24 protein-coding genes are annotated in these 26133 nt (G+C 46.9%); 13 read left to right on the forward strand and 11 right to left on the reverse strand.

Going from position 1 to position 26133, the window contains the following annotated elements; translation table 11 throughout:
- Positions 1 to 145 precede the first annotated feature (145 nt).
- Positions 146 to 868: a phosphate regulon transcriptional regulator PhoB gene (gene phoB / locus R2103_RS07175; RefSeq protein WP_317530789.1), complete on the reverse strand. Its 723-nt coding sequence runs from the start codon at positions 866 to 868 to the stop codon at positions 146 to 148.
- An 86-nt stretch (positions 869 to 954) separates the two neighbouring features.
- Here phoB and R2103_RS07180 point away from each other — a divergent pair, with 86 nt between their 5' ends.
- A complete protein-coding gene (locus R2103_RS07180; protein WP_317530790.1) occupies positions 955 to 1365 on the forward strand; it encodes a DUF971 domain-containing protein in 411 nt (136 codons plus the stop codon).
- A gap of 51 nt (positions 1366 to 1416) precedes the next feature.
- Positions 1417 to 2151, forward strand: a complete 735-nt coding sequence (gene ubiE / locus R2103_RS07185; RefSeq protein ID WP_317530791.1) for a bifunctional demethylmenaquinone methyltransferase/2-methoxy-6-polyprenyl-1,4-benzoquinol methylase UbiE — start codon at positions 1417 to 1419, stop codon at positions 2149 to 2151.
- A 14-nt stretch (positions 2152 to 2165) separates the two neighbouring features.
- Here the strand turns inward: ubiE and R2103_RS07190 are convergent, their stop codons facing one another.
- Positions 2166 to 3569 carry a C13 family peptidase gene (locus R2103_RS07190; RefSeq protein WP_317530792.1) on the reverse strand — a complete coding sequence of 468 codons (1404 nt, stop codon included), beginning with the start codon at positions 3567 to 3569 and terminating at the stop codon, positions 2166 to 2168.
- A gap of 399 nt (positions 3570 to 3968) precedes the next feature.
- Between R2103_RS07190 and R2103_RS07195 the strand changes: the two genes are divergently transcribed.
- A complete protein-coding gene (locus tag R2103_RS07195; protein ID WP_317530793.1) occupies positions 3969 to 4919 on the forward strand; it encodes a chemotaxis protein in 951 nt (316 codons plus the stop codon).
- 225 nt (positions 4920 to 5144) lie between these two features.
- Here R2103_RS07195 and R2103_RS07200 read toward each other — a convergent pair whose 3' ends face one another.
- Complete coding sequence (locus R2103_RS07200) at positions 5145 to 6305, reverse strand: PEP-CTERM sorting domain-containing protein (protein ID WP_317530794.1); 1161 nt, start codon at positions 6303 to 6305, stop codon at positions 5145 to 5147.
- Between the two features lie 861 nt (positions 6306 to 7166).
- Between R2103_RS07200 and R2103_RS07205 the strand changes: the two genes are divergently transcribed.
- The gene (locus tag R2103_RS07205) at positions 7167 to 7724 is read left to right on the forward strand and encodes a DUF3617 domain-containing protein (RefSeq protein WP_317530795.1); all 558 of its coding nucleotides are present in this window, start codon (positions 7167 to 7169) and stop codon (positions 7722 to 7724) included.
- 65 nt (positions 7725 to 7789) lie between these two features.
- Here R2103_RS07205 and R2103_RS07210 read toward each other — a convergent pair whose 3' ends face one another.
- The 3 genes from R2103_RS07210 to R2103_RS07220 all read right to left on the reverse strand — a co-directional run bounded on the left by R2103_RS07210 (position 7790) and on the right by R2103_RS07220 (position 10406).
- A complete protein-coding gene (locus R2103_RS07210) occupies positions 7790 to 8422 on the reverse strand; it encodes a PEP-CTERM sorting domain-containing protein (protein WP_317530796.1) in 633 nt (210 codons plus the stop codon).
- 1083 nt (positions 8423 to 9505) lie between these two features.
- Positions 9506 to 9727 (reverse strand): DUF2798 domain-containing protein, encoded by a 222-nt coding sequence (locus tag R2103_RS07215; RefSeq protein ID WP_132425865.1) that lies wholly within the window; start codon positions 9725 to 9727, stop codon positions 9506 to 9508.
- 82 nt (positions 9728 to 9809) lie between these two features.
- Entirely contained in the window at positions 9810 to 10406 is a 597-nt protein-coding gene (locus R2103_RS07220; protein WP_317530797.1) for a nucleoside deaminase, read from the reverse strand.
- A gap of 250 nt (positions 10407 to 10656) precedes the next feature.
- Here R2103_RS07220 and R2103_RS07225 point away from each other — a divergent pair, with 250 nt between their 5' ends.
- From R2103_RS07225 to R2103_RS07235, 3 genes are all read left to right on the forward strand, one after another.
- Complete coding sequence (locus R2103_RS07225) at positions 10657 to 12525, forward strand: hypothetical protein (protein WP_317530798.1); 1869 nt, start codon at positions 10657 to 10659, stop codon at positions 12523 to 12525.
- A 35-nt stretch (positions 12526 to 12560) separates the two neighbouring features.
- Positions 12561 to 14282 carry a YbaL family putative K(+) efflux transporter gene (gene ybaL / locus R2103_RS07230; RefSeq protein WP_317530799.1) on the forward strand — a complete coding sequence of 574 codons (1722 nt, stop codon included), beginning with the start codon at positions 12561 to 12563 and terminating at the stop codon, positions 14280 to 14282.
- Positions 14283 to 14348: 66 nt separating this feature from the next.
- The gene (locus tag R2103_RS07235; protein WP_317530800.1) at positions 14349 to 14651 is read left to right on the forward strand and encodes a hypothetical protein; all 303 of its coding nucleotides are present in this window, start codon (positions 14349 to 14351) and stop codon (positions 14649 to 14651) included.
- Here the strand turns inward: R2103_RS07235 and R2103_RS07240 are convergent.
- Entirely contained in the window at positions 14648 to 15052 is a 405-nt protein-coding gene (locus R2103_RS07240; protein WP_317530801.1) for a hypothetical protein, read from the reverse strand. The two genes, R2103_RS07235 and R2103_RS07240, sit on opposite strands and share 4 nt — an antisense overlap.
- A 183-nt stretch (positions 15053 to 15235) precedes the next feature.
- Here R2103_RS07240 and R2103_RS07245 point away from each other — a divergent pair, with 183 nt between their 5' ends.
- The 4 genes from R2103_RS07245 (at position 15236) to R2103_RS07260 (ending at position 19877) form a co-directional block, all read left to right on the forward strand.
- Positions 15236 to 17050, forward strand: coding sequence for an ABC transporter ATP-binding protein/permease (locus R2103_RS07245; protein WP_317530802.1), 1815 nt, complete (start codon positions 15236 to 15238; stop codon positions 17048 to 17050).
- Between the two features lie 233 nt (positions 17051 to 17283).
- Positions 17284 to 18144, forward strand: a complete 861-nt coding sequence (gene motA / locus R2103_RS07250) for a flagellar motor stator protein MotA (protein ID WP_317530803.1) — start codon at positions 17284 to 17286, stop codon at positions 18142 to 18144.
- Positions 18145 to 18185: 41 nt separating this feature from the next.
- Positions 18186 to 19097, forward strand: coding sequence for a flagellar motor protein MotB (gene motB / locus R2103_RS07255; RefSeq protein ID WP_317530804.1), 912 nt, complete (start codon positions 18186 to 18188; stop codon positions 19095 to 19097).
- Positions 19098 to 19115: 18 nt separating this feature from the next.
- Positions 19116 to 19877, forward strand: a complete 762-nt coding sequence (locus R2103_RS07260) for a class I SAM-dependent methyltransferase (protein ID WP_317530805.1) — start codon at positions 19116 to 19118, stop codon at positions 19875 to 19877.
- A gap of 157 nt (positions 19878 to 20034) precedes the next feature.
- On the opposite strand, the gene cysS is transcribed toward R2103_RS07260, so the two are convergent.
- Positions 20035 to 21417 (reverse strand): cysteine--tRNA ligase, encoded by a 1383-nt coding sequence (cysS, locus tag R2103_RS07265; RefSeq protein WP_317530806.1) that lies wholly within the window; start codon positions 21415 to 21417, stop codon positions 20035 to 20037.
- A gap of 142 nt (positions 21418 to 21559) precedes the next feature.
- Between cysS and R2103_RS07270 the strand changes: the two genes are divergently transcribed.
- Positions 21560 to 22150, forward strand: a complete 591-nt coding sequence (locus R2103_RS07270; protein ID WP_317530807.1) for a peptidylprolyl isomerase — start codon at positions 21560 to 21562, stop codon at positions 22148 to 22150.
- 28 nt (positions 22151 to 22178) lie between these two features.
- A complete protein-coding gene (locus tag R2103_RS07275; RefSeq protein ID WP_317530808.1) occupies positions 22179 to 22670 on the forward strand; it encodes a peptidylprolyl isomerase in 492 nt (163 codons plus the stop codon).
- Positions 22671 to 22710: 40 nt separating this feature from the next.
- Here the strand turns inward: R2103_RS07275 and R2103_RS07280 are convergent, their stop codons facing one another.
- From R2103_RS07280 to R2103_RS07290, 3 genes are all read right to left on the reverse strand, one after another.
- On the reverse strand, positions 22711 to 23886 hold the full coding sequence (locus R2103_RS07280; protein WP_317530809.1) for an O-succinylhomoserine sulfhydrylase: 1176 nt from the start codon (positions 23884 to 23886) through the stop codon (positions 22711 to 22713).
- Positions 23887 to 24012: 126 nt separating this feature from the next.
- Positions 24013 to 25533 carry an amidophosphoribosyltransferase gene (purF, locus tag R2103_RS07285; RefSeq protein WP_317530810.1) on the reverse strand — a complete coding sequence of 507 codons (1521 nt, stop codon included), beginning with the start codon at positions 25531 to 25533 and terminating at the stop codon, positions 24013 to 24015.
- Between the two features lie 37 nt (positions 25534 to 25570).
- A complete protein-coding gene (locus tag R2103_RS07290) occupies positions 25571 to 26077 on the reverse strand; it encodes a CvpA family protein (protein WP_317530811.1) in 507 nt (168 codons plus the stop codon).
- Between the last annotated feature and the right edge of the window lie 56 nt (positions 26078 to 26133).

The raw sequence follows: 26133 nt of genomic DNA on the forward strand, positions 1-26133 counted from the left end.
TTAATAAATCCTGAGAAAAGTCATTAGGTGAAGAAAATTCCGGCTGAGATCGTTTTGAGAATTGGCTGTCTCATGGGTCGACAATAATAACTTTGCATTTTTTCTTAAATTAATAGGCCTGGTATCCATGCGTAGCGATCAAGGCTTAACTGTCAGAATCGGAATCCTTGACTGACCGCACGGCTGTCGCGGAAAACCGGTAACCCGCGCCGCGGACAGTTTGTATCCATTCATCCTTACCCGCTAATTGTAGCGCTTTGCGCAACCGGCGGATATGCACGTCGACGGTACGCTCCTCAACGAACACATGATCGCCCCACACACGGTCGAGCAATTGACTGCGTGAATAAACCCGTTCGGTATGCGTCATCATGAAATGCAGCAAGCGATATTCCGTTGGTCCCAATTCAATTTCCTGATTTCCGGCCGTCACGCGGTGATTCACCGGTTCAAGCCGCAAACCATCGATTTCAACCGCTTCGTCGGAGGCTTCAGGAATCAGTCTGCGCAACACGGCATTGATACGCGCAACCAGCTCACGCGGCGAGAACGGCTTGGTGATGTAATCGTCCGCCCCCATTTCCAACCCGGCGACTTTATCGGTTTCCTGCGTACGTGCGGTGAGCATGATGATCGGAATCAAGCGTGTGCGTTCGTTACGCCGCAGCACCCGGGCGAATTCAACGCCACTCATTCCCGGCAGCATCCAATCCAGCAGAATCAGATCCGGCAATGCCGCCGTGATCAGCATCATGGCTTTCTCGGCATTATCCGCGCAAACTGTCTCATAACCGGCTTGCTGCAAATTATAAGTGATCAATTCCTGTATCGCAGCTTCGTCTTCCACAATCAATATTGTTGCCGTCATATAAATTCCTGTATCGATCAATTTTTTCCGTACAGTTTGCTACAATGCACCCCATCAGCTTTTAATCCCAATGCAGTGAATACGACATGGCCGGTTTAACCAAAGACACTCCTCATCCGACTGAAATTAAGTTACACCAAAAATCCAGAATTCTGGATATCGCTTTCTCCGATGGCAAAACTTTCCAATTTCCCTGTGAGTTTTTGCGCGTTTATTCGCCCTCTGCCGAAGTCAGCGGACATGGCCCCGGGCAGGAAGTGCTGCAAACCGGTAAGAAAATGGTCAGTATCATCAAAATCGAACCGGTTGGTAATTATGCCATACAGCTTAATTTTACTGACGGCCATAATACCGGGCTTTATTCATGGGACTTGCTCTATAACTTCGGTCTTAATCAGGATAAAATGTGGCAACGGTATCTGCAGCGCATGGACGAAGCAGGCGCCAGCCGTGAACCCGCAAACCGGGTCACTGCCACGCAGCATTCCTGCAAGTAAATTTTTACCGGTCATCATTCAGCCATCACACTCTACAATTCAATTCCCGTCATGACAAAAACTACCCATTTTGGCTTTAATACCGTTGCAGAAGAAGAAAAAGCCGGCAAAGTCGCGGAAGTATTTCATTCCGTAGCGGAACGCTATAACCTGATGAACGATTTAATGTCGGCCGGTCTGCACCGCGTATGGAAGCGTTTCACCATTGAAGTCAGCGGCGTTAAAAAAGGCGACAAGGTGTTGGATATTGCAGGAGGCACCGGTGATTTAAGCGCGCTCTTTTTACAGAAAGTAGGTAAGTCCGGTGAAGTTTGGCTGACCGATATTAATAATTCCATGTTATCCATCGGCCGCGATCGCATGATCGACGAAGGCACACCCACGCCTGTAGCGCAATGCGATGCTGAAAAACTCCCCTTTCCCGACAATTATTTTAACTGCGTCAGCGTCGCATTTGGTCTAAGAAACATGACACATAAAGATGTTGCGCTCAAAGAAATGCTCCGTGTCATTAAGCCGGGCGGAACGGTTATTGTGCTGGAATTTTCCAAAGTCTGGAAACCGCTGCAACCCGCCTATGATACCTACTCATTCAAGCTACTTCCGGCCATGGGAAAAGTAATCGCCGACGATGCAGAAAGCTACCGGTATTTAGCCGAATCGATCCGTATGCACCCTTCCCAGCCGGAATTAAAGGAATTGATGGAACAAGCCGGTTTTGACCGCGTGGAGTATTTCAATTTAACCGCAGGTATCGTGGCGCTCCATCGAGGCTACAAGTTTTAAACATACAACCGCCATTAAGGAGCGGCGCTACTCACAATATCCCGCTCCAGCAATTTCAATTTTTCTTTCATCAAATTACCGATGAATAATTGCGGTTCGGATGGCGTAAGGTTTTCGTAGCGCTCACGTTGCCGGATTCTTTCCATCGCCTGAATGAAGTGCTCAACGAACTGGTAAGGTTTATCTTCCAGATTTTTAAACAGCGCTTCGCCAAAATAAGTGTATTCATTTTCATTTGAACAGCCGAATGAAGCCTTATCCGGCGCGGCTGCGGTAAAAATCAGCGAATACTCGTTCTGCAACGCTTTGATAAAACCGCCGGAGTAACACGCCGAAATCAAAATAATGCGCCAGCGGATATCGGCATCATCCAAATAAGCTCTGATATCTTCCGGGCGGATATTATTCAGCTCAAGCGGCCACATTTGCACCGCAAGCTCATGATCCATCGATCCGTGGCTGGTCAGATAGAGCAATACCACGTCTTCGTCAGGATTCATTTTGCTGCCGATATGTTTTAATGCAATTCGCAGGTTTGTCGAAGATGCCAGCGGCGTTGTATCCAAGGTTTTCAGGTTATTAATCAATGCAACAGAGCGCCCCGATACGCCCAAGCGCTCGTCCATGACACGCTGTACATGTCCGATTTCCTTCATGAAGACATCCTGAGAGGAATCAGAACCAAATCCGACAAAGAAAAGATCATTGACGCCTGCAATACCGGGTTTTATCGGATCCAGCGCGTTGTTCAGCAGCCGGTATTGGCTGTAATAAACATACTCCTGATTGACCTCGGACAACGCGCCGGCAGAATATGCGGCCAATTCATGATCATCGTCATACCCTTCGTACCAAAAGCTGAACGATAAATTGACCAATGGATACGAGGCACCCAGCCACAGCGCGGCGATCAAAGCAGCTTTGAGTTTGTTCCATTCCAGCAATTGCAGCGCGATATAGAAGCAAACCGCTAATGCCCATGCGATAAAAACGACATAACCGGCTACCAGAATCGCCACCGGCAAATAGGCTAAAAGGGCAAAAGAAATCAAGTAAAGCGCTGGCAGAACACAATAGGTAATGACCAGAATTCTAAGCACATCGCTTTGGTTTCCGGTTAGCTTCGCAAAAACATACCCTACTACCAGTGCAATCAACAGCTTAACGCCAAGATAACCCAAACCGGACAGATCGAAAACAGGATTGGGTGTTGCTGCATACGAAACAACCAGTGCCGTGAACGTATAAAAACCCAGCAGCAAAATAAACTGATCGTAAGAGACAGTTATCCGGTTGATCGCATGGCGGCGGAAAGCCAGTAACTGAATACCGCAATAAAGATTGATAAGTAGTATCCGGACTTCTTTGATTAACGCCGGTTGCTTTGATTCTTTGGGAATGCTCGTATATACATCCATTCTTCTCTCCGGATAACGATCGGTGACTACAGCGTGCTATGAACGGCATTAATCGATGTGAATATAGGTGCCGTGACAGCCGGTTCCGGCAAAATTACCGCTAAGTCTTATTGGGCCTGCGTTCTATTAAATCATGAAAAAACAAGGAGAATCGGCCTTAATTCAGATAATCCACTTGAAATAAAGTTCAGCCATGTAATGACATGTTTCATGGACCCTGTAGTGGCGCTTTCAGCCTTACAGCAAAACGGATTTATGTTCAATTGGCAGGAAGCTCATGTGCTTGCTGAAAACGCAAAGAAGCGGGCATTTTATAGCGTTGCTATCGTTCTTCCATTAATAATCGATACGATACACTGTGCCTATCGATTCAAATTCTTTACTTGCGGAGCGTATTTTATGACCACAGCATTGCACGAAATTGACGAACGCACCAATTTGACTACCAATAATAAGTTTGAACTGTTGTTGTTTAGACTGGGTGAAGCTTCCAACAACGGTCAACGGGAATTATTCGGTATCAATGTATTCAAAATTCGTGAAATCCTGGTCATGCCCACCATCACCGAAATCGCCAACGCCCCCCCTGATGTGATGGGTGTAGCGAATGTTCGCGGTCAAGTGATTACCGTGATCAATTTACCTAAAGTGGTCGGCTGCACGCCGAGAAAAGGACTCCCGATCATGCTGGTCACTGAGTATGCGCGCTCGACCCAGGCTTTCGCTGTCGAAGAAGTCAGCGAAATTGTGCGCTTGGAGTGGAATCAAGTGATCGCAGCGGAAGGCAAAGGCGGCAAATTGGTCACCAGTATTGCTCGTATCGACGGTAACACAGAAAGCTCCCGGCTGGCGCAAGTGCTGGATGTTGAACAGATACTGCGCGATGTGCTCCCTGCGCAGATTGCAGAAATGTCACTCGATAAAATCGGCCCCGAGATCAAATTGCCCGATGGAAAAGTCATTCTGGCTGCCGACGATTCGCCATTGGCGCGCAGTATGGTTGAGAATGAACTCAAAGCGCTTAATATTCCTTATGTCATGACCAAAACCGGACTGGAAGCCTGGAATCGGATTCAAGCCATGTCGGAGGCTGCCGCAAGCGAAGGTAAGACGATTCAGGACAAAGTCGCTCTGGTCCTGACCGATCTGGAAATGCCGGAAATGGATGGCTTCACCCTGACCCGTAACATCAAGAGTGATCAACGATTCAAATCCATCCCGGTCGTGATTCATTCTTCATTGACGGGTGAAACCAATGAAAAACACGTCAAATCGGTTGGTGCTGATGCTTATATCGCCAAATTTGTCGCTGAGGAATTAGCGGAAACAATCCGCAAGGCTTTGCAATAACAGTATCCTACTGATGCGCTGACTTGCGCATTTAACTGGCAGGGTAAGTACACTGAAATCACTATTCAGTATCTTACCCTTTCACTGCCATGGTAAAGCTACAGCAAAGTGAACATACTAGAATGTTCCACCCTGCCTACCACGTTCAACTGCCTCTGATTACGTTGACCATTCAGTCGTTAAGGCACATCGGTAAATAACCTTGATGCATCATTAGCTAACCAGTCAAACGATCTGATATCTGCGGCGCAGCACGAAACCTAGCAATCCCAACCCAGCTAACAGCATGGCATAAGTTGCGGGTTCTGGTACTGCAACGATGGGAGAAAGCAGGAATGCCCGGGAGCCGCCACCGGGAGCACCTTCCAAATGCCCCCAGCCGATGATCTGCCCGTGATTGTTGATGCCGACAGCCGAAAGCTCGCTCCATCCAGCTTCAACGACCGGCGCAAGTAACGAAAGATCGGTTATAGTACCTTCGCTATAGAGGAAGGCACTGCGAATACAATTGTCGCAATAACTGTTTATCCCCCCCACGACTTGCCCCATATCATTGATAGCATCCGCACGGCTGTCAATCGGCGTGCCTAGACCGGAAATATTCGAGCTTCCTGCATCGCTGATAAATGCTTCAACAAGCTGATAACCGGTAAAGTCATTATAAAATCCGGAAAATCCAACGACCTGTCCTGAATTGTTAATAGCTCGCCCAATACTATCTGTCGCGCCGTTAAGGGTAGTCAAATCGGTCATTCCAATACCGTTTGCACCGGTTATAAAGGCGTGCTGAGCGGGTGCATCGGAAGTGGAAGAGACACCCGTTACTTGCCCTGAATCGTTAATGCTATAGGCCGCGCTATAATCCCCGCTCAAAGTTCCCAGGTCGGTCATTCCAACGCCGTTCGGACCGGTAATAAAAGCGTGATACGCTGCATTTCCCGCCGTGGAAGAAACTCCGACTACCTGCCCAAAATTGTTAATGCCATAAGCAATGCTGTAATCTCCACCCAAGGTGCCCAAATCAGACATTCCCACGCCGTTGGGTCCGGTAATGAAAGCGTGCAGATCGCCTGTATCCGTAAAAGAATAACCGGCTACCTGCCCGGCATTATTGATATCCGAAGCAAAACTTCTGGTTCCGCCAAGGGTATCCAAATAGCTCATTCCTATGCCATTTGCGCCGGTTATGAAAGCACGATCCACGCCATTACCATTGCCCACCACTTGCCCGGAATCGTTGATCGCTTGAGCAACACTATATGTTCCGCCCAAAGTGCCCAGACCAACAATCGACCACTCCGCAGCCGCAGCTGCCGGAATCGAAGCAGCCAACATTCCAGTGAATGAAATTGTGATGCATTTAAGTCTTGAAAGATTTTTGCTCATTATTATTCCCCTTTGAGTAGATGTATTAACTTGCAGTTGGGCCGATCATCAAAGCCAATCGTAAATCTCAGCTGACATAACAACTCTATTTTCTAATGACTGTTTGAACTGACTTTGCGTACTAAGCCGTTTGGAATAGTAATGTTCACTACTTTGAATAATGAGGCAGAATAGCGCCCGATTCACCCGCTATTTCTCAAATTATTACTCATAATTCTGACGATATATAAGAAAAAAAGCGATTCTATCCATTAAGAATTAGATGGTTATATTCATTTTTCTCCTATAAAAAAACTTATCTTAATGATTAAAATAAATGTAGTAAATTTATTACATGCACAGAAATTTTTCTAATTTTATATATTTATTATTTTTATATATCAATTATCTGCATTTCAATTCTAAAGCATAATATCAGATTTATCTGACAACACGCCAGCTAGCCTTCTAAGGCCCTTAATTTTATCAACAGTATCAGATACCTTCTGTGCGGTGTCACACATAATCAGACAGTTAACCTAACCACAGAATTTGGGATGGATTGTCAGAAATTTACCAGCAGTATCAAGATAATCCACGCAGACAAGGCGAATCCAATCTCTGGAGCTGTCATTGATGCAAGATTCGAAGTATCGCGCTTCAATACCCTGCTTTGCACAGCTACATTTAGTAATAAATTCAATGCCAAAACCGACATAGTTTAATGAATCAGTCCGGTGCGGATAACGCTATCAATATCACGATTCACTCAAGTGATTAATCTTTAAATCAGATACATAGACTTAACGTCAATAGAAATTTCCGGTGATTTTTCCTATAGTCAGTTAAACTTACTAAAACTTGGAATTTGCAGACCACAAAATGATTTTAAAAAGAAAATGCGCAGGATTCATGCATCAAATTATTATTGCAATCTTTTTTTCCCTGACGATAGTTACTTCCAGCATGGCTCACCAGCACATCCGTCCAGGGCTATGGGAAATCACCACTCGCTCCGATCTGTTGGCATTAGTGCCTCATATTCCTTCGGAACAAATGCAGCAATTGCATGACCTTGCCAGTCGCTATGGTTTTAAATTGCCCAAAATAGAGAACGGGGCAGCCGCAGCAAAAATCTGCATCACCCCGGAAATGGCCAAACAAGAAATTCCCGTATATTTTTATGAGAATCGTTCCGGTTGCACAGTACAGAATGCAACGCGTAAGGGTAACAATTATCAATTGGAGCTCGTTTGCTCAAATCAATATTTTCAGGGAAATGGAGTGGCACAAGGTACTTTCACTAGCCCGGAAAGCTTTTCAGGAAATACCGAATTCGACAGTACCGTTGGCGGCACTCCGATGCATGCATCGGCAGAAACGCAGGGGCGCTGGATTGGCGAGCGCTGTACTGCCGTCAATCCTTTAACCGTAAAGTAAAAAAGAAAACTCTATTGAGAGATCTGTAATGGCATGGCTACATGCTATTCGCCGAAGGTGTGGATTTACAGTGCATGCAATACAATGGCTTGTTTTCTGCATCGTGCGATGAAACCCAGCAAAATCAATCCGGATAACAACATGGCATAGACTTGCGGTTCTGGGACCGGAGAAATAGGCATGTTAAACGCAGCGCCGCCAAAAATAGCGACATCGCCTTTGGTTGAGTGGGGATTATGCAGGCCAAGTTGCACAATTCTTAACGAATGTACGGCGGAATCCAGTTCGGTAACCACTAAAATTCGATTTCCTCCGCGGTACATATCATAGGTGCCGACATCAATGCCATCCACAAAAAACTGCGCAAAGCCATCGTTATGATCCCCGGCCATAACGAAACCGACACTATTGCTGGCTACCGAAAATGAAGTGGCTGCTTGACTGGTTCCGGGTATGCCAGCGACTGAGTCATCAAACAACCACAATTCCCGTATTCCACGCCCGCCTGTCGGTCCATCGCCGGTAACCGTCCAATCGATCCCGCCTTTTCCGGCATTTCTATATTCAATAACCGGATTTCCATGGATATTCAAAGGATTTCCATTACGCTCGGCTGTAGTCAAAGGAATCCACTCTACGGAAAAAGCGGATACGTGCGAACTGAACAACAGCAATGTGATTACTAAAATTCGTGTCATTTTCTATCTCCGATAACAAACAATACAGTTCAATCAGTGGCAAGCACATCAAACTTGAAAAAATTACCGCTTTTTTACAATAAAAACTAATAAGTTTAAATACCTAAAACTTTAATCTTCTTTCAAAGATACAGTATAGATTTGTTATTTTATTAAAACTATGAGCAATTATTCCCTTTTTGCTAGGACATTCGTATCGTCTGATCCAGTACATTTGTAATGATAGCCAAAGCTATAATAAGGATTATTAACTCGATACTTGAATTCAATTTCAAGAATAAAGAGGGATTTTCCTGCTATTTCTGGAAATCAAAACACAACTCGCTCAAACCACCGGACCAGAAAATTATAGTGAATGAACGAATTGTGTACCCATTTCGATAGCTGAATATCGATCTTGATGCATAAAATGCGATACTCGATTAAGTTAGTGTGAAACCTGAAAATTTGATTGGAACCTTGGGTATACTAATTTGCCCAATATGGGCAATCCATTTGATTTGGACAGTGTCGCAGTCCAAGCAAGATACGAAAATTTGAAAAACCAAACTATCCTCTTTTTTAAATGAAAATTATTTTGGAATTAATTATATTTATTGTTGTTTTAAATATTTTCTTCAAAATATTTGCGGAAATACTTGGCGGCATGATTAAAACAGGTATTTAGATTAACTAATTGCTGATGTATAGCTTCTAACCACATCAAAATAAAGTAAAAGTGAAAATAAAAAAGCCGGTGTTCTCAACTTTATAGAACACCGGCAAAATATAAGGAGTAAAACTAATGAATACGACTGACAGACTTTACTTTCGATTAAAAAAAGGAGTATGACACACAAAGATACTTCTTATTACACTTTAATAGTTTGCGCTCTAATTTTAATGTACTTTCAGAAGATTTTACTTGGTATTTGAACCCAGTATAAATTTATGACCGCAATAATCCCAAGCAAATGAGCAAAGGACGCGCATCGTACCAAACGAGTACAACAATGACTATTGGTGAATCTATTGTTTTTAAATAAGAGAAATCATTAGATTTTGATGCGGCAAAACACGATTGCATTAATCATAGTACGATGATCAATGCAGCATGGACTCCACTACACGCCGATACACCGGTGAAAGCAGCAACAAAAGCGCAAAGCCGATTGGAAAAGCAATACCCCATGAATACAGCCATTCTTCGACAAAAGCCCCGGAAAAACCAAGATTCACTGCAGTGACAGTGGCCGAAACACAGCCAGTCATTGTCGCCGACATAATGAAACAATACAGGCAATGTGCTAGAAATTTTTGTTTCATGTCAGTTTTATCTATATCGAATGTTCGGAATTACGCTTTGCTGCAAAGTCTGGTCTGTAAAATCACGTAAAAATATCATAATTTAACCGCAATGGTTCTGCCCGGCGCATAAATGACTGTTATAAATTTCCCCGCGATAGCTTTGTAACACTTTAATTGCCTCAGGACGCATCACCTCCCGCGTCACGTGAATGCCGTTTTTCCGCAACTCTGCTTCCCAGTTCAACGAGCGTGGTCCTTCGTTAAAACCGATCGCTTGCGCATCCTCGGAATGCGCACCGCAGACAAGTGCAGCAACACCGCTCCATAACAATACGCCCAAACACTGGCAACACGGCTCCACACTAGTTACCAGTTCAAACGAACCGTGACTAGCCAGCTCGTAACTACCCAGCAATTGTTCCGCTAAAGCCAGCGCCATAACTTCCGCATGCAGCAATGAAGACTTTCCCGGCACAACCCAATTGACACCGGGCGCAATAAGCTCATGCGTGCGCTGATCAAAAATAGCGGCAGCAAACGGCCCTCCGCCATGCTGCACATTGGTGCGCGCCAGATCGATAACCAGCGTCATTCGCTGGTTTATTTCAGGAAAAGTCCGCGGGATAGCGGTAGCCCAAGTATTGAGCCAATCCGGTATCGGCAGTTCGATAGTGGTCCAGTGTTTCACAACGCGCATTCAATAAAAATGCCTAGACTAGCAGATACAATTTGTTAGTCCAGAGTTCGGTCAAAATTTAACTGGTTTTGAATTAAAATAAGAAACTTTTCAACGCAACGAATCACAACTTGACAGTCCCTGACCGGATAAAGTCTACTATCAACCAGCTTTTAAATTTATTAATCCGCCCTGCTGCAAAGCATTTACCCCCAGTTGTCAATCATGAAGGAATCACGTGGTGTTCTCTGCACTTAAAAGCTTTAGTTTTGTGAGGTTTATCGTTTATCTGGCTTTTGCCGCAAGCTGGCTGGCATTTGCGTATTTCTTGGGCCGGTTGATTCCGGACCGGCAGTTGTGGTTCGCTTTATTAGTGACCCTGTTATTTGGTTTGCCGATTTACGTTGCGGCAATTTATGCGGTGACGATTGAAAGAATTTATTTGTCCAGTCAATTCAAAAAACTGGGCATGCTGCACTGGTTCTTTACCCGGCGGATTCTGTCGTATATCGGGTGGTTGTTGTGGTCGGTTGTTTTCGCTTTTTTACTGTTGTTTTATCTCGGTTCCGCTGAAAAACAGGAATGGGTTGTATTCTTTGCCGCTATTCCGGTTTTTGCCGTCATTTATGCGGTTTTCTATCCCATCGCGGCACGTGAATACAAACCCTACATTGCTGTGCATAAATCGCTGGCTTGGTCGCGCTGGGCGACCGCATTAACCATGGCGGTATTTTTTGTCTTATTTGTCGATCAAAGTGATGCGAACCGTCAGTATGCATCGTTAACGGAAGCCATTGCGCAAGAAAGCCTACGGCTGGATGGCACCACAAACAGCATCTTGATTCTTGAGACCAACCGGCTGCTGGGTTTCATCGAAGGCCTGAAGCGTTACGCACTGGGCAGTCTGCATTCACTGAACGACCTGCTTTATCTCGGTGCCGTTTTCTTCGGTAGCTTGCTGTTTTTTTATAATGTGGCGTTGGGGATTTCCAGTTTCATGGTGCCCCTATCGGAATACCGCCGTGTATTTGCACCACTGCAAGATAGTGATGAACCGCCTGCCGTTTCACCGTGGGCGTGGGCAATCACCTCAGCGTTTGCCACTTTTTTTGTTTTCTTTATTTATGTGCCATCGACGGTCTATGTCGATGCCTGGTTGCGCTCGAACCCCGAGACTATCGAAGAAATCCACGCTTCACGGCAGGTTGTCGTGCAAAAAGTGGAAATGATCGGTGATGAATACTATAAACCTGGAACCGCCGCTCAGATTGAACAAGCCTATCTCGATAGCCTCAGCAAGATGGAAGCATCGCTGGGAAAACTGCGCGAAACCACCGGCACCGGTTTTCAGCAAATGACCGACAACGTCGATGCCTATCTCGACTGGTATTACAGCCTGCCGGGCGAATATGAGCGAATTGTGGCATTGGCAACCGGAGTGCTGGAAAATTGGATGGCTGAGAAACTGCAAAACTATCTCATGAAAGGCAATGTATTCGGTCCGGTACAACTTTCCATCGAAGAAGTGTTGCAGAGTAATCAGCAGTTACGCAACGAACACATGCAGAAAGTGGAACAGATTCTGGCCGAGAATCGCGTTGAGCTTCTCGATAATTCCCAGCTTGAAGTCGTACGGCACGCTTCCTTAAGTGCACTCAAGGAACCGCCGGCGCATAGCGTAATCGTCAATCTGGAAAACCGCATGCTGATTTCCGGCGGCATCGGCACCGCCGGTGCGATTACCGGCGCCATTGCCGGTAAAATCACCGCTAAAGTGGCCGGAAAAGGCATTATCAAGCTCGGTGCGCAAGCCTTGATCAAAGTAACTGCCGGTAAAGCGGTCAGTGCTTTGGGCGGTGCCGCGGCCGGTGCTGCAACGGGAGCTGCATTGGGATCGTTCATTCCCGGCATCGGCACAGCCATCGGCGCGGCTATCGGTGGTATCATTGGTGGCATCACCATTGGTTTAACTGTTGAAAAACTCCTTCTGATGCTGGAAGAAGCATTTTCACGCGAAGAATTTAAACTTCAAATCCTGCAAGCGATCGAAGAAGAACGCATCGAATTTGAAAAATTCTTGAACACACCGGCGTTGTCGGATAAAACTCCCGGCGACACCGTTACAATTGAAACACCCTGAAGTTCAAGCCAATAAACCATAACCTTGGGATTTGAATGGAACATAACGTTGCCCTGATCACGACGATTGCAGCCGGCTTTGGCTTGGCTTTGATTTTTGGTTTCATTGCCGAAAAGCTTAAAACGCCCGCACTGGTTGGTTACCTCCTGGCTGGGATTGCCATCAGCCCTACCACACCGGGATTTGTCGCGGATGTCGAGATTGCTTCGCAATTGTCGGAAATCGGTGTCATGTTATTGATGTTTGGCGTCGGATTACATTTCTCGCTGGATGACTTACTGTCGGTCAAGCGCATCGCAGTACCCGGCGCAATCGTGCAAATGGCCGTTGCAACCGGTCTGGGCATGGCTTTGGCGTCCTGGTGGGATTGGAGTCTGGGCGCCGGATTGGTGTTGGGTTTGTCGCTATCATGTGCCAGCACGGTCGTGCTGCTCAAAGCACTCGAATCGCGCGGTCTTTTGGAAACAATGAACGGCCGTATTGCCGTCGGCTGGCTGATCGTTGAAGATCTGGTTACCGTTATGATTCTGGTATTGTTGCCGTCGTTTGCGACTATGCTGGGCGGCACGAATGAAAGCGGAAGCCCAGCCGATCCGCTATGGCGCACCATCGGCATCACATTATTGCTGGTTTCCGCGTTTATCGCATTGATGCTAATCGTGGGCCGCCGCTTCCTGCCTTGGCTACTGTGGCAAGTTGCCCGCACCGGTTCGCGCGAAATGTTCACCCTGGCCGTCGTCGCAGTCGCCATTTGTATCGCCTACGGCGCCGCAGCGCTATTTAATGTGTCGTTTGCACTGGGCGCTTTCTTTGCCGGTATGGTCATGCGCGAATCCAAGTTCAGTCAGCGTGCCGCCGAAGAATCCCTGCCGTTGCGCGATGCGTTTGCCGTGCTGTTTTTTGTCTCCGTCGGCATGCTGTTTGATCCGGCTGTGCTGATCGAAGAACCGATGCGGGTTTTAGCGGTAGTCGCCATTATTATCGTCGGCAAATCGATGGCAGCCATGCTGTTAGTTCTTACTTTGCGTTATCCGCTCAATACTTCGCTGACCGTTGCCGCCAGCCTGGGGCAAATTGGTGAATTCTCCTTTATTCTCGCCGGATTGGGCTTATCGCTTGGATTGATGCCAGCGGAAGGAATGAGCTTGGTGTTGGCTGGAGCGTTAATTTCCATCGCGTTCAACCCGATTGCATTTGCCGCGGTTACGCCGTTCAGAAACTTGATATTGAAGCATTCCACTGTGGCACGAAAATACGAAAATCGCGACGATCCCTACGCGGAACTGCCGATGAGTACGGAACGTAAGTTTCTTAAGGGTCAGGTGGTGTTGGTGGGTTACGGGCATGTCGGTCAAAGTATCGCCCTGGCGTTGAACGAAAAAAATATTCCCTACATTGTTGCGGAGCAAAATCGCGAGCTGGTGCAAGATTTGCGTAAAAAAGGCACTACCGCGGTATCCGGCGATGCCACGGAACCTTCCGTGCTGATCCAAGCGCATATCAAGGATGCTGCTATGCTGGTCATTGCCACGGCGGATCCGCTGAATGTGCGGCAAATGATCGATACCGCGCGCACATTGAATCCGGATATCGAGATTGTGTTACGCAGCCGCAGCGAAGACGAGACCGCATTGCTGCGTAAAGATCAGATCGGTACGGTATTTTTTGCCGAGGAAGAGCTTGCCAACAGCATGTCGTATCATATCCTGAACCGATTCAACAAAAAATCGGAACCGGCGCCGGAATCGGTGTCGTAGCATCAGGTTCGATTGTTAAGTTTTAAACAGCTTCCCGTGAATTGAAATTTTTATGAGATTATTGCAATGACAAATCAGCGATATGCCGGTATCAATCAAGATGAAAATGAAGGACTCACACATTTAGGCCGCATCGTGCGTGACGCTTGGGTGTTCGGAATTCTGCCGGAAACAGAAACCTGTGTGGGCTGGAGCGGTTCACAGATGCAGACTTTGTACGAAAAAGTTCATGCTGCATGGGAACCTTATGCACATTTACCCAGCCGCTTGCCGGATGAATTACGTGAGCGTCACATGCGGCTGTATTCCGAGGCGATAACAAGCGCCAAGGCGAAAGGCTGGGATGCCGAGTTGAAAGAAGACGATTAACTTTTCGCCGGGAAATGAATAATCCGCGCTGGGCCTTCAAGCGCGGTTTTATTGACCAGCATCTGCAACGCCGCGGGAAATTCACTTTGTAAGCGCTTCATCACAGCCGCCATGTTATCGCGGTAATACACGGCATCGTACGCAACCGGCTGATCCAATGCATCGCGCGCCTGCCGGTTAAAATCGCGCCATGCGATATCGACCCAGCATTTACGTTCGCCATCGATGAACACAAATTCTTCATGGTCGACGATTGCCATGTACTGCATGCTGCGGATGGGAACGAACAAATGCCGTGTCGGACAACGCGACAATAGGGTAATCGCCAGGTTGTAAGTGCTTGCCGACAAGTGACGCGCTTCCCGGCTGACTTCAAGATCTCGGTAACAAGTAATTTCCATAATGAATGCGGCACAACATATTAAAATTTCATCGGAATGGCGCTTTGTTCATACTCAATACAACAACGGAAAAGCAGAGTAACCGTACTTATGTTACCTTAATGCCGTAGCGCAAAGAAACCCAATTTACACAACACCTTTATTTTCAGTTACTTCCACACTCTACATCGTTGATTGCTTCCAATGCGCCCCACCCGTCTTGAGAAACCTGCCGCCACGCGCAATAACCTGAAAACCATCGCCGCACTGTTACCCTATTTGTGGGAATTCAAAGTACGGGTGATCCTGGCGCTCAGTCTGCTGGTATTGGCCAAACTGGCCAATGTCTCGGTGCCTCTGGTTCTGAAAGAAATCGTCGATGCCCTGGATCAGCCGCGCGCGGAACTGGTATTACCGGTTTTTTTACTGATCGGTTATGGCGTTTTGCGTTTGTGCAGCACTTTATTCGGCGAATTGCGTGACGCCATTTTTGCCAAAGTGACGCAACGGGCGATCCGGCGGGTTGCGAACAAGGTATTCAGTCATTTGCATTCACTGTCGTTGCGATTTCATCTGGAACGTCAGACCGGTGGTGTTTCGCGCGATATAGAACGCGGCACGCGCGGCATTTCCTTTTTGCTGAATTTCATGCTGTTTAATATCCTGCCGACGCTGCTGGAGATTGGTTTGGTGCTGGCCATCCTGATCAAGCAATACGATATCCGGTTTTCCATCATCATTTTCCTGACGCTGCTGTCTTATATCACACTGACTTTGATCGTCACCGAATGGCGCATGATTTTCCGCCGTACCATGAACAATATGGATTCCAAAGCCAATACTCAAGCAATCGACAGTTTGTTGAATTACGAAACAGTGAAATATTTCGGCAATGAAGCCTGGGAAGCGCGGCGCTACGACGAGCATTTGCAATCGTGGGAAAAGGCTGCCGTGCGCAACCAGACTTCACTGGCAACATTGAATGCCGGACAAAGCGCAATCATCGCAATCGGCGTCACCTTGCTGATGCTGCTGGCGGCTGATCAAGTCATCGACGGCGTCATGACATTGGGCGATTTGGTGCTGATCAATGCCTTTATGCTGCAACTGTACATGCCACTGCATTTTCTCGGTTTTGTTTACCGCGAAATCAAGCACTCGCTGGCCGACATGGAACGCATGTTCACGTTATTGGACGAGAATAAGGAAATTCAGGACAAACCGGATGCTCAAACACTCGATGCCGGTCATGCAACCATCCGCTTTCATCATGTCGACTTCAGTTATGAAGCCAACCGTCAGATACTGTTCGACGTCAGTTTCGATATTCCCGCCGGGCAAAACGTTGCCGTGGTCGGTCACAGCGGTTCCGGAAAATCGACGCTGGCACGCTTGCTGTTCCGTTTTTATGACGTGCAATCGGGGTGCATTCAAATCAATGATCAGGATATTCGCGCGGTGACTCAGCAAAGCCTGCGCGCCGCGATGGGTATCGTGCCGCAGGATACCGTGCTGTTCAACGATAGTATTTATTACAACATCGCATACGGACGGCCGGAAGCCACGCAGGAGGAAGTATTTGCTGCCGCTCGCGCTGCTCATATCCATGATTTCATTGAAAGCCTGCCGGAAAAATATGCCACGATTGTGGGCGAGCGCGGTTTGAAGCTATCCGGCGGGGAAAAACAACGCGTCGCCATCGCCCGCACCATCCTGAAGAATCCGGTTATTTTGATTTTTGACGAAGCAACATCGGCGCTGGATTCCAATTCGGAGAAACGCATTCAGGCGGAACTGAAACGCATCGCCCAAAACCGCACCACACTGACCATTGCGCACCGGTTGTCGACGATTGCCGATGCCGATCAGATTCTGGTCATGGATCATGGCCGCATCATCGAACGCGGCACGCATCAACAATTGCTGGCAAGCGGCGGCACATATGCGCAGATGTGGGAATTACAACAGCAGGAGGAAATCGATCAATACCAGCACGAAAACACTATTTCCGCACCATAATCAATCGTTATTCATGCAAAAGTTATCTTTTTCATGAAGAAATCACAGCATCTTCTTGAACAACCTTACCTGTTGTTTCTGTAAAAGAAATCCGCAAGCAATAAAAAAACCCGGAAATACCGGGAAAAAACCGACTTTATCTCCAAGAATGAATTCCAAGATGATGTGTTAACTTCTCACTCCAGAATTTGCCATCAAAAAATTGCGTAATTACATTCGAGGGAGTCATCGCAATGCTTGTATCCGTTGGTTATCTCATCATCATTATTTCTGTTTTTGGCGGCTTTGCACTGGCAGGCGGGCATCTCGCTTCGCTGTGGCAGCCGGTCGAATTGCTCATGATTGGCGGCGGCGCAGTAGGCGCTTTTGTCGTCGGCAACTCGAATAAAGCGCTCAAAGCCACATTGAAAGCGTTACCGACTGTTTTCAAAGGTTCCAAATATACCAAAGCGCTGTACATGGATTTGATGACACTGCTGTACGAAGTACTGGGAAAAATCCGCAAAGAAGGACTGATGTCGATTGAAGGCGATGTCGACGATCCCTCCAGCAGCCCTATTTTCACCAAATACCCGGACATACTGGCCGATCATCATATCACCGAATTTATCACCGATTATTTGCGCTTAATGGTCGGCGGGAACCTCAATTCGCTCGAAATCGAAAGTCTGATGGACAGTGAACTGGAAACACACCATCAGGAAGGCGAAGTGCCGATTCATGTGGTCGCCAAACTCGGCGATGGATTACCGGCTTTCGGTATTGTCGCTGCGGTGATGGGGGTGGTGCATACGATGGAATCCGTTCATCTTCCACCTTCCGAATTGGGTATTTTGATTGCCGCGGCGCTGGTCGGTACCTTCCTGGGAATTTTATTGGCGTATGGATTCGTCAGTCCGCTGTCGAGCAAACTCGAACATAATCTTCATGAGTCCAGCAAGATGTTTGAGTGCATCAAAATCACGTTATTGGCCAATTTGAACGGCTATTCACCGGTTCTGGCCATTGAGTTTGGCCGCAAAGTGCTATTCACGACTGAAAGACCGTCTTTCCTGGAACTGGAAGAGCATGTCAAACAAAGTAAATCAAAATAACCGCTCCGGAATGATGTTCCATTTGAATTGCGAGAATAATTATGGCTGATGATCTTTCACAACGCCCGATAGTCATCAAGCGAATCAAGAAAGTTGCCGGTGGTCATCACGGCGGCGCTTGGAAAATTGCTTACGCTGACTTTGTCACAGCCATGATGGCATTCTTCTTACTCATGTGGCTGCTGGGATCATCCACCAAGAGTCAATTGGAAGGCATCTCGGAGTATTTCAAAACACCGCTCAAAGTCGCCATGACGGGCGGATCGTCCATTGGCGAAACCAGTAGCATATTGAAAGGTGGCGGCACCGATCTGACCCGGCAGCACGGCGAAGTGAAAAAGGGTGAAATTAAAGACGACATACAAGCCAAGAAAATTATGAGGGAGCGCATTGAGCGCATTAAATTGGAAGGCTTGAAGAAAAAAATTGAAGAAGCGGTTGAAAACAATCCTACATTGAAAAAATTCGCCAATCAGCTTTTGCTGGATATCACGTCCGATGGCTTAAGAATTCAGATTGTCGATGAACAAAATCGCCCTATGTTTGCACTGGGAAAAGCCGATTTGCAGCCGTATACCAAAACCATTTTGCGCGAGATTGGCAAAATGCTCAATGATGTCGAGAATAAAGTCAGTCTCTCCGGCCATACCGACGGCAAACCTTTCCCTACCGGGGACAAAGGTTACAGTAACTGGGAATTATCGGCGGATCGCGCGAATGCTTCGCGCCGCGAGCTGATTATTGGCGGCATGGATACCAACAAGGTTTTGCAAGTGATCGGTTTGTCATCTGCGGTATTGTTTGACAAGGAAGACCCTGTCAATCCGATCAACCGCCGCATCAGCATCGTCGTCATGAACGAAAAAGCCGAGAAAGCCGTGACGGTGGATGGGCAGACCATCGATGTTGATATGCAGGCTGAGCCGAGTAAAGAAATATTGCAGAATCCATAATTAACTCAATAATTTATCATGTTAAAACGAATCCACCCCGGCATTGCCGCACTGCTTATTCAGATTGTGACCATTCTGACGGTTTATTTGATTATCTTGTCACAAGCTTTTCCCGGTTTGAGTATATTTGAGTGGAGTTTGGCACAAGGGTCATTGGCGGGATTACTCAGTTATTTCATCCGCATGCCGGTATGGTGGGCTGCTATTCATTTGGGTTTCATACCGCTGGTTGTTGTTGCACTGACATGGAATATTTCTTCAACATGGTTCCTGGTATTTTTTATCGGCCTATGGCTGGTCTATGGAAAAACCTATAAAACCCAAGTACCGCTGTATCTTTCCAGTCAACGTGCCAATCAAGCGTTGGAATCACTACTGCCAGGCAAAGAGCGATTTTCTTTTGTCGATCTGGGCAGCGGATGTGGCGGTCTGTTGAATAATCTAGCCAGAACACATCAGAACGGTCAGTTTCACGGAATTGAATCAGCTCCCTTACCTTTCCTGATCAGTAAATTAAGAAGCTTTCTGGGTGTTCCAAACTGCACAATCGTGTGGGGAGATTTCTGGCAACAGGATTTTTCGCAATACGATGTCGTTTACGCTTATCTGTCACCGGTGCCGATGGCAGCGTTATGGGAAAAGGCCGGTAAGGAAATGCGTCCGGGAAGTCTGTTGATTAGCAACACATTTACCATTCCCGGTGTGACAGCGGATAAAAGCATCAAACTCGATGATTTTTCCAATTCCACGCTTTATCTGTGGAAAATTCAGCGTCCGTGAGATAGGTTCACTAAGGAAGCGCTGATTAATTCAACGAACGTGATGAAGGGCGAGGCGCACGGAACGCAACAACCGAGGCATATCAATCTGATAGGCGAGGGAGTGAGTACCGCGCAACGAAGCAATTCGCTCGTGCAGTCAATTAATCAGCGCTTCCCTAAGTGCGGCGCCAAGTCGTTCCTTCCGCGCCGTCTTCGAGGATGATGCCCTGTTGTTGCAGATTTTTACGAATAGCGTCGGCATCGGAGTACCGGCCTTCTTTACGTGCGCTGATGCGTTGTTGAATCAGCAGCTCGATGTCATCCGGGGTCAAAGCATCCGATGGGCCGGTAGCGATTGTATTCTGCAAATACTCTTGCGGATTCTGCTGCAAAAGACCGAGTAAACCACCCAGTGTTTTCAGTAGTCCGGCATTCTCTTTTGAGCCCGATTTATTGATATCGCTCGCCAGATCAAACAAAACAGCAATTGCATCCGGCGTATTGAAATCATCATTCATGGCCATTTGGAATCGCTGCGCATAGGCATTATTCCAATCAAGCACTATCGCATTGACCGGACCGACGTCTTTGAGCGCAATATACAATCGATCCAACGCAAGCTTGGTGTCTCTGAGGTGTTGATCGGAATAATTCAATGGGCTGCGATAGTGCGCGCGCAGAATAAAAAAGCGCACCACTTCCGGTTGGTAAAATTTTAGAATCTCGCGCACGGTGAAGAAATTGCCCAGCGACTTCGACATTTTTTCGTTGTCGACGCGGACAAACCCATTATGCATCCAGTAATTGACAAAAGGATGATCATGCGCACCTTCGCTTTGTGCGATTTCATTTTCATGATGCGGGAACTGCAAATCCTGTCCGCCGCCATGAATATCAAAATGAATGCCTAATAACTGTTCGCTCATTGCCGAGCATTCGATGTGCCAGCCCGGACGTCCCCTGCCCCAAGGAGATTCCCAGAACGGCTCGCCCGGCTTAGCCGATTTCCACAACACAAAATCCAGCGGGTCTTTTTTACTTGAATCAATCTCGACGCGCTCCCCTGCGCGCAGGTCGTTCAGGGATTTACCGGAAAGTTTTCCGTAACTGGGAAAATCATGCACGGAATAATACACATCGCCATTTTTCGCATGATAAGCCAACCGTTTTTCCACCAGCGTGCTGATCATTGCAATCATATGCTCAACAAAGTCCGTCGCGCGCGGCTCGTGGCTCGGCGGCAAAACACCCAGCGCGGCCGAATCCTCATTCATCGCTTGAATGAAACGTTGTGTCAGTGTTTCGATCGATTCATTGTTTTCCTGTGCACGCTTGATAATTTTGTCATCAATATCAGTTACATTCCTTACATAACTGACTGCAAAATCATTGGCCTTGAACCAGCGGATAACCGTATCGAAAACCACCAAAACTCGCGCATGTCCCAAATGACAATAATCATAAACCGTCATACCGCACACATAAATTTTTACTTTTCCAGGTGTTATTGGAACAAAATCTTGTTTTTCCCGGGCGATTGAGTTATAAATTTTGAGCATAAGGTCAACAGATAAAATTGTAGAGTTAGCCATCTTCTTGATAGAATCTGGCCGTTCCAGCGCTTTTTGAAATAGCCTGCGAGTATAACATAACGTAGGCGCAAAGCCCTTACCCGCTACTTGCCACTTAGGATACTTAACTATGCATCGCTATCAAATTCTGATTTTTTTATTGTTAATTGCGCTGTGCTTACCTGTTCATGCGACAGAGACCCGGGTTGAAATGAAAACCAATTTAGGCAGTATCGTTCTCGAGCTTTACCCGGACAAAGCACCGAAAACCGTTGAGAATTTCCTGCAATATGTTGACGATGGATTTTACAAAAATACCGTATTTCACCGCGTGATTGCTGGTTTCATGATTCAAGGCGGAGGATTCGATACCGCATTGAAACAAAAACCGGCACGATCGCCGATCCAAAATGAGGCTGGTAACGGTTTAAAAAATGAACCCGGAACCATTGCGATGGCGCGGACTTCGGATCCACACTCGGCATCCGCGCAATTTTTCATTAATGTCGCCAATAATGCATTCCTGAATTACAAAGCGCCGACTCAGAATGGCTACGGATATGCGGTATTCGGCAAGGTGGTTTCCGGCATGGAAGTTGTCAACAAGATCGCATCGCTACCGACCGGATCGGGTGGCCCTTTTGGCGGTGATGTCCCGAAAAGCAGTGTCATTATTGAAGATGTGATAAAACTGCCCGCGCTCGAGAAAAATACGCAATAACAAATTCATCACTTTACATAGGATAAATATGGTCAGATTACAAACCAATTATGGTGTTATTACGCTTGAACTGGATAGCGAGAAAGCACCGGAAACCGTACAGAATTTCTTAAATTACGTGACCAGCGGATTTTACGACAATACATTGTTTCATCGTGTTATTGACGACTTTATGATTCAAGGGGGCGGGTTTGAACCTGGAATGAAGCAAAAAAAGACTCAATCGCCTATTCAGAACGAAGCTGCCAACGGACTTAAAAACGATGCGTATACCATCGCGATGGCTCGTACGGCCGATGTTCATTCCGCAACGGCGCAATTCTTCATCAATGTCACTAATAACGGCTTTTTGAATTACAAATCTTCAACGCCGCAGGGTTTCGGTTATTGCGTGTTCGGTAAAGTGGTCGAAGGTCAGGATGTAGTGGATAAAATCAAGAAGGTCAAAACGGGTGATCACGCAGGTCACCAGAATGTTCCACTTGAAAATGTCATCATCGAAAAAGCCGAAGTGATTTAATCGCAATCCGGCAGCCGTTCATCACGATGTCATCGTGCCATTATGTCAGTCCGCGGTGCAAATCAGCTTGCAGATCCTGCACCGCTTCCAGTCCAACTGCAATACGCAATAATCCATCGGTGATACCGGCAGCATCCCGTGCTTCTTGACTGATACGCGCATGGGTTGTTGTGGCCGGATGGGTCAGCGTGCTTTTCGCATCGCCCAGGTTGGCGGTAATTGATATCAAACACGTCGAATCGATGACACGCCAAGCAGCTTCCTTTCCGCCTTTCACTTCAAACGTCACAATCCCGCCGCCGGATTTTTGCTGACGTTGTGCTAAGGCATACTGCGGATGCGAGGCTAAGCCGGGATAAAAAACACGCGTCACATTCGGTTGTGCCTCAAGCCATTGCGCCATTTGCAACGCATTTGCCGAGTGCGCTTCTATGCGTAACTTGAGCGTTTCCAGACCCTTCAGTATCACCCAGGCATTGAAGGCACTCAGTGTCGGCCCGGCAGTGCGCAAGAATCCATAGATTCCGCCATCCATCAGCAATTCGCGCTTACCGAGCACAGCACCGCCCAATACTCTACCCTGCCCGTCCAAATATTTGGTCGCGGAATGAATCACGATGTCAGCGCCTAACTCAAGCGGCTTCTGCAAAATAGGAGTACAAAAACAATTATCGACCACCAGCCAAACGCCTGCTTTCTTGGCGATTTTACTCAGTTCCGCGATATCGGAGATTTCCGTTAATGGATTGGACGGTGTTTCCAGAAAAAACAGCTTGGTATTGGGTTGTATCGCAGCTTGCCATGATTGCGCATCGGTCGCCGATACGAAAGTTGTGTCGATATTGAAGCGTTTCAATATGTTATTGAATAAGTTGACTGTCGCGCCAAATAAACTGCGCGATGCGACGATATGGTCGCCCGCCGACAATAACCCCATCGTGCAGGCCAATATTGCCGACATACCGGAAGAAGTTGCGATGCAGGCTTCGGCCCCTTCCAATGCGGCCAGCCGTTCTTCAAACGCAGTGACGGTGGGATTGGTAAACCTGGAATAGATGTTACCCGGCTCGTTACCGGAGAATCGCGCGGCCGCTTGAGCGGCGCTCTCAAAAACGAAACTGGAAGTCAGATACATGGCTTCGGAGTGTTCGTTGAATTGGCTGCGATGAACTCCGGTGTGGAGTGCCAGCGTTTCAGGCTGTAAATGATCGGACATAAGATGAACCTTGAGCGAAAACGATATTGATAGAAATCAGGAAAAGTTTATTATGCATAGAAAAATGAGCGGCAAATAGCAAGACTCAAAATGACATGACGTTTATTGAATGCTCTGCTCAGTGCGCTATTCGGAAAAAACCAAACTCAGATCCAATTGTGTATTGAGTTTAGTCTGTAATACCGAATGATTGGAATTACGCTGTAACTCCAAGGTTTGTAAATATTCGGGAGTAATGTCCCCGGTTATATAATCACCGTTGAAACATGAAGTTTCAAAACTTTTAACCGCAGGCAATACTTTTGAGACAGCATGATTTAGTGCATCCAGATCTTGAAAAATCAAATAATCTGCACCAATTTCATTACAAATTTCTTCTGTCGTACGATCAGTCGCGATCAATTCCTGACGCGTCGGCATGTCGATACCGTACACATTCGGATATCGCACCGGTGGGGCTGCGGAAGCAAAGTAAATTTTATTCGCGCCCGCCTCGCGCGCCATCTGAACAATTTCCCGGCTCGTCGTGCCGCGAACAATGGAATCGTCCACCAACATAACATTCTTGCCGCGAAATTCGATACTCATGGCATTCAGTTTCTGCCGCACGGATTTACGCCGCTGCTGCTGCCCCGGCATGATGAAGGTGCGGCCGACATAGCGATTCTTGACAAATCCTTCACGAAAATCAATGCCCAAGCTGTTGGCAAGCTGTAAGGCGCTTGGGCGGCTGGAATCGGGAATTGGGATGACCACATCGATATCCAAATGATGCATCGTATTTCTGATTTTCTCAGCCAGATGCTCTCCCATGTTTAATCGCGTTTCGTAAACTGAGATACCGTCGATAACGGAATCGGGCCGGGCTAGATAAACATATTCAAAAATACAAGGATTCAACGAAGCATCGGGGGCGCACTGCTTATTGTAAAAATTGCCGTCTTCATCGATAAAAATGGCTTCCCCGGGCTGTATATCGCGTATCAATTTAAAACCCAGCGTATCCAGCGCGACACTTTCCGATGCGATCAGATACTCATCGCCCAATTCATTTTCTGCGGTACCAAAAACCAATGGCCGTATGCCATAGGGATCGCGAAAGGCTAACAATCCATATCCTGCGATCATCGCCACCACCGCATAAGCGCCTTTGCAGCGTTTATGAACACCGGCCACCGCAGCAAAAATAGTAGCGGGATCGAGCTGGCAATTGCGCGTGCTTTCTTGCAATTCATGCGCTAGCACATTGAGCAGAACTTCCGAGTCGGAATTGGTATTCACATGCCGCAAATCGGTTCTGAACAATTCTTGATTCAGTTGCTCCGCGTTGGTTAAATTGCCATTATGGCTTAATACGATGCCGAATGGCGAGTTGACATAAAAAGGCTGCGCCTCGGCTGATGAGTTAGCTGATCCGGCGGTCGGATAACGCACATGTCCGATACCGATATTACCTGCCAATGCACGCATGTTTCTGGTGCGAAATACATCACGCACCAAACCCAAACCTTTATGCATGTGAAAAGTATTCCCTTGCGCTGTTACAATGCCGCTTGCATCCTGCCCGCGATGCTGCAACATGAGCAAACCATCATAAAGTAACTGATTGGCGGGTGATTTTGCAACAATGCCGAGAATTCCACACATAGAAATGCTCCGTTAATTTTGTTTTCCCTGGTCCATCTTAAAGATTTTCTTTTCGTTCAAAACTAATGCGCTTTGACAGATCGGCCGGAAGCCAAGGTAACACTTGCAGTGCAATCGCTTCCAAAGGACGGCTCAAAACTGCTTGCTGCCAAAATACCTGATTTGGAATTGTCGTTAAGCCGGCGATTAAAGTCAGTAACGTAACAATCGCCAGCGCCCTTAACAGGCCAAAAATAGAGCCAAACAATCGGTCGATGAATCCCAGTCCGATGCCTTTAATTAATGAAGTGAGCAACATAGTCCCCAGTGCAGTGATCAGCAATACCGCAAGAAACGTTAAAACAAAGGCAATCGAAATGCGCAATGTCTCACCGACAATTTCAACCGGTAAAAATTGCTCAAAAAACGATCCGTACGCACTGGCTACTATAAAAGCAACTACCCAACCGGCAATGGATAGCGTTTCCCGGACAAATCCCCGGAAAATACTTAAAAGTATTGAAACAAGAAAAATACCGGAAACAACATAATCAAACGCGGTCATCAGTTAAAATCAGTCCCATTTTCGTTGATTCATAACAGAAAATAAAAGCCATTCCA

This window comes from Nitrosomonas sp. Is24 (assembly GCF_033063335.1).
Classification (GTDB): Bacteria; Pseudomonadota; Gammaproteobacteria; order Burkholderiales; family Nitrosomonadaceae; genus Nitrosomonas.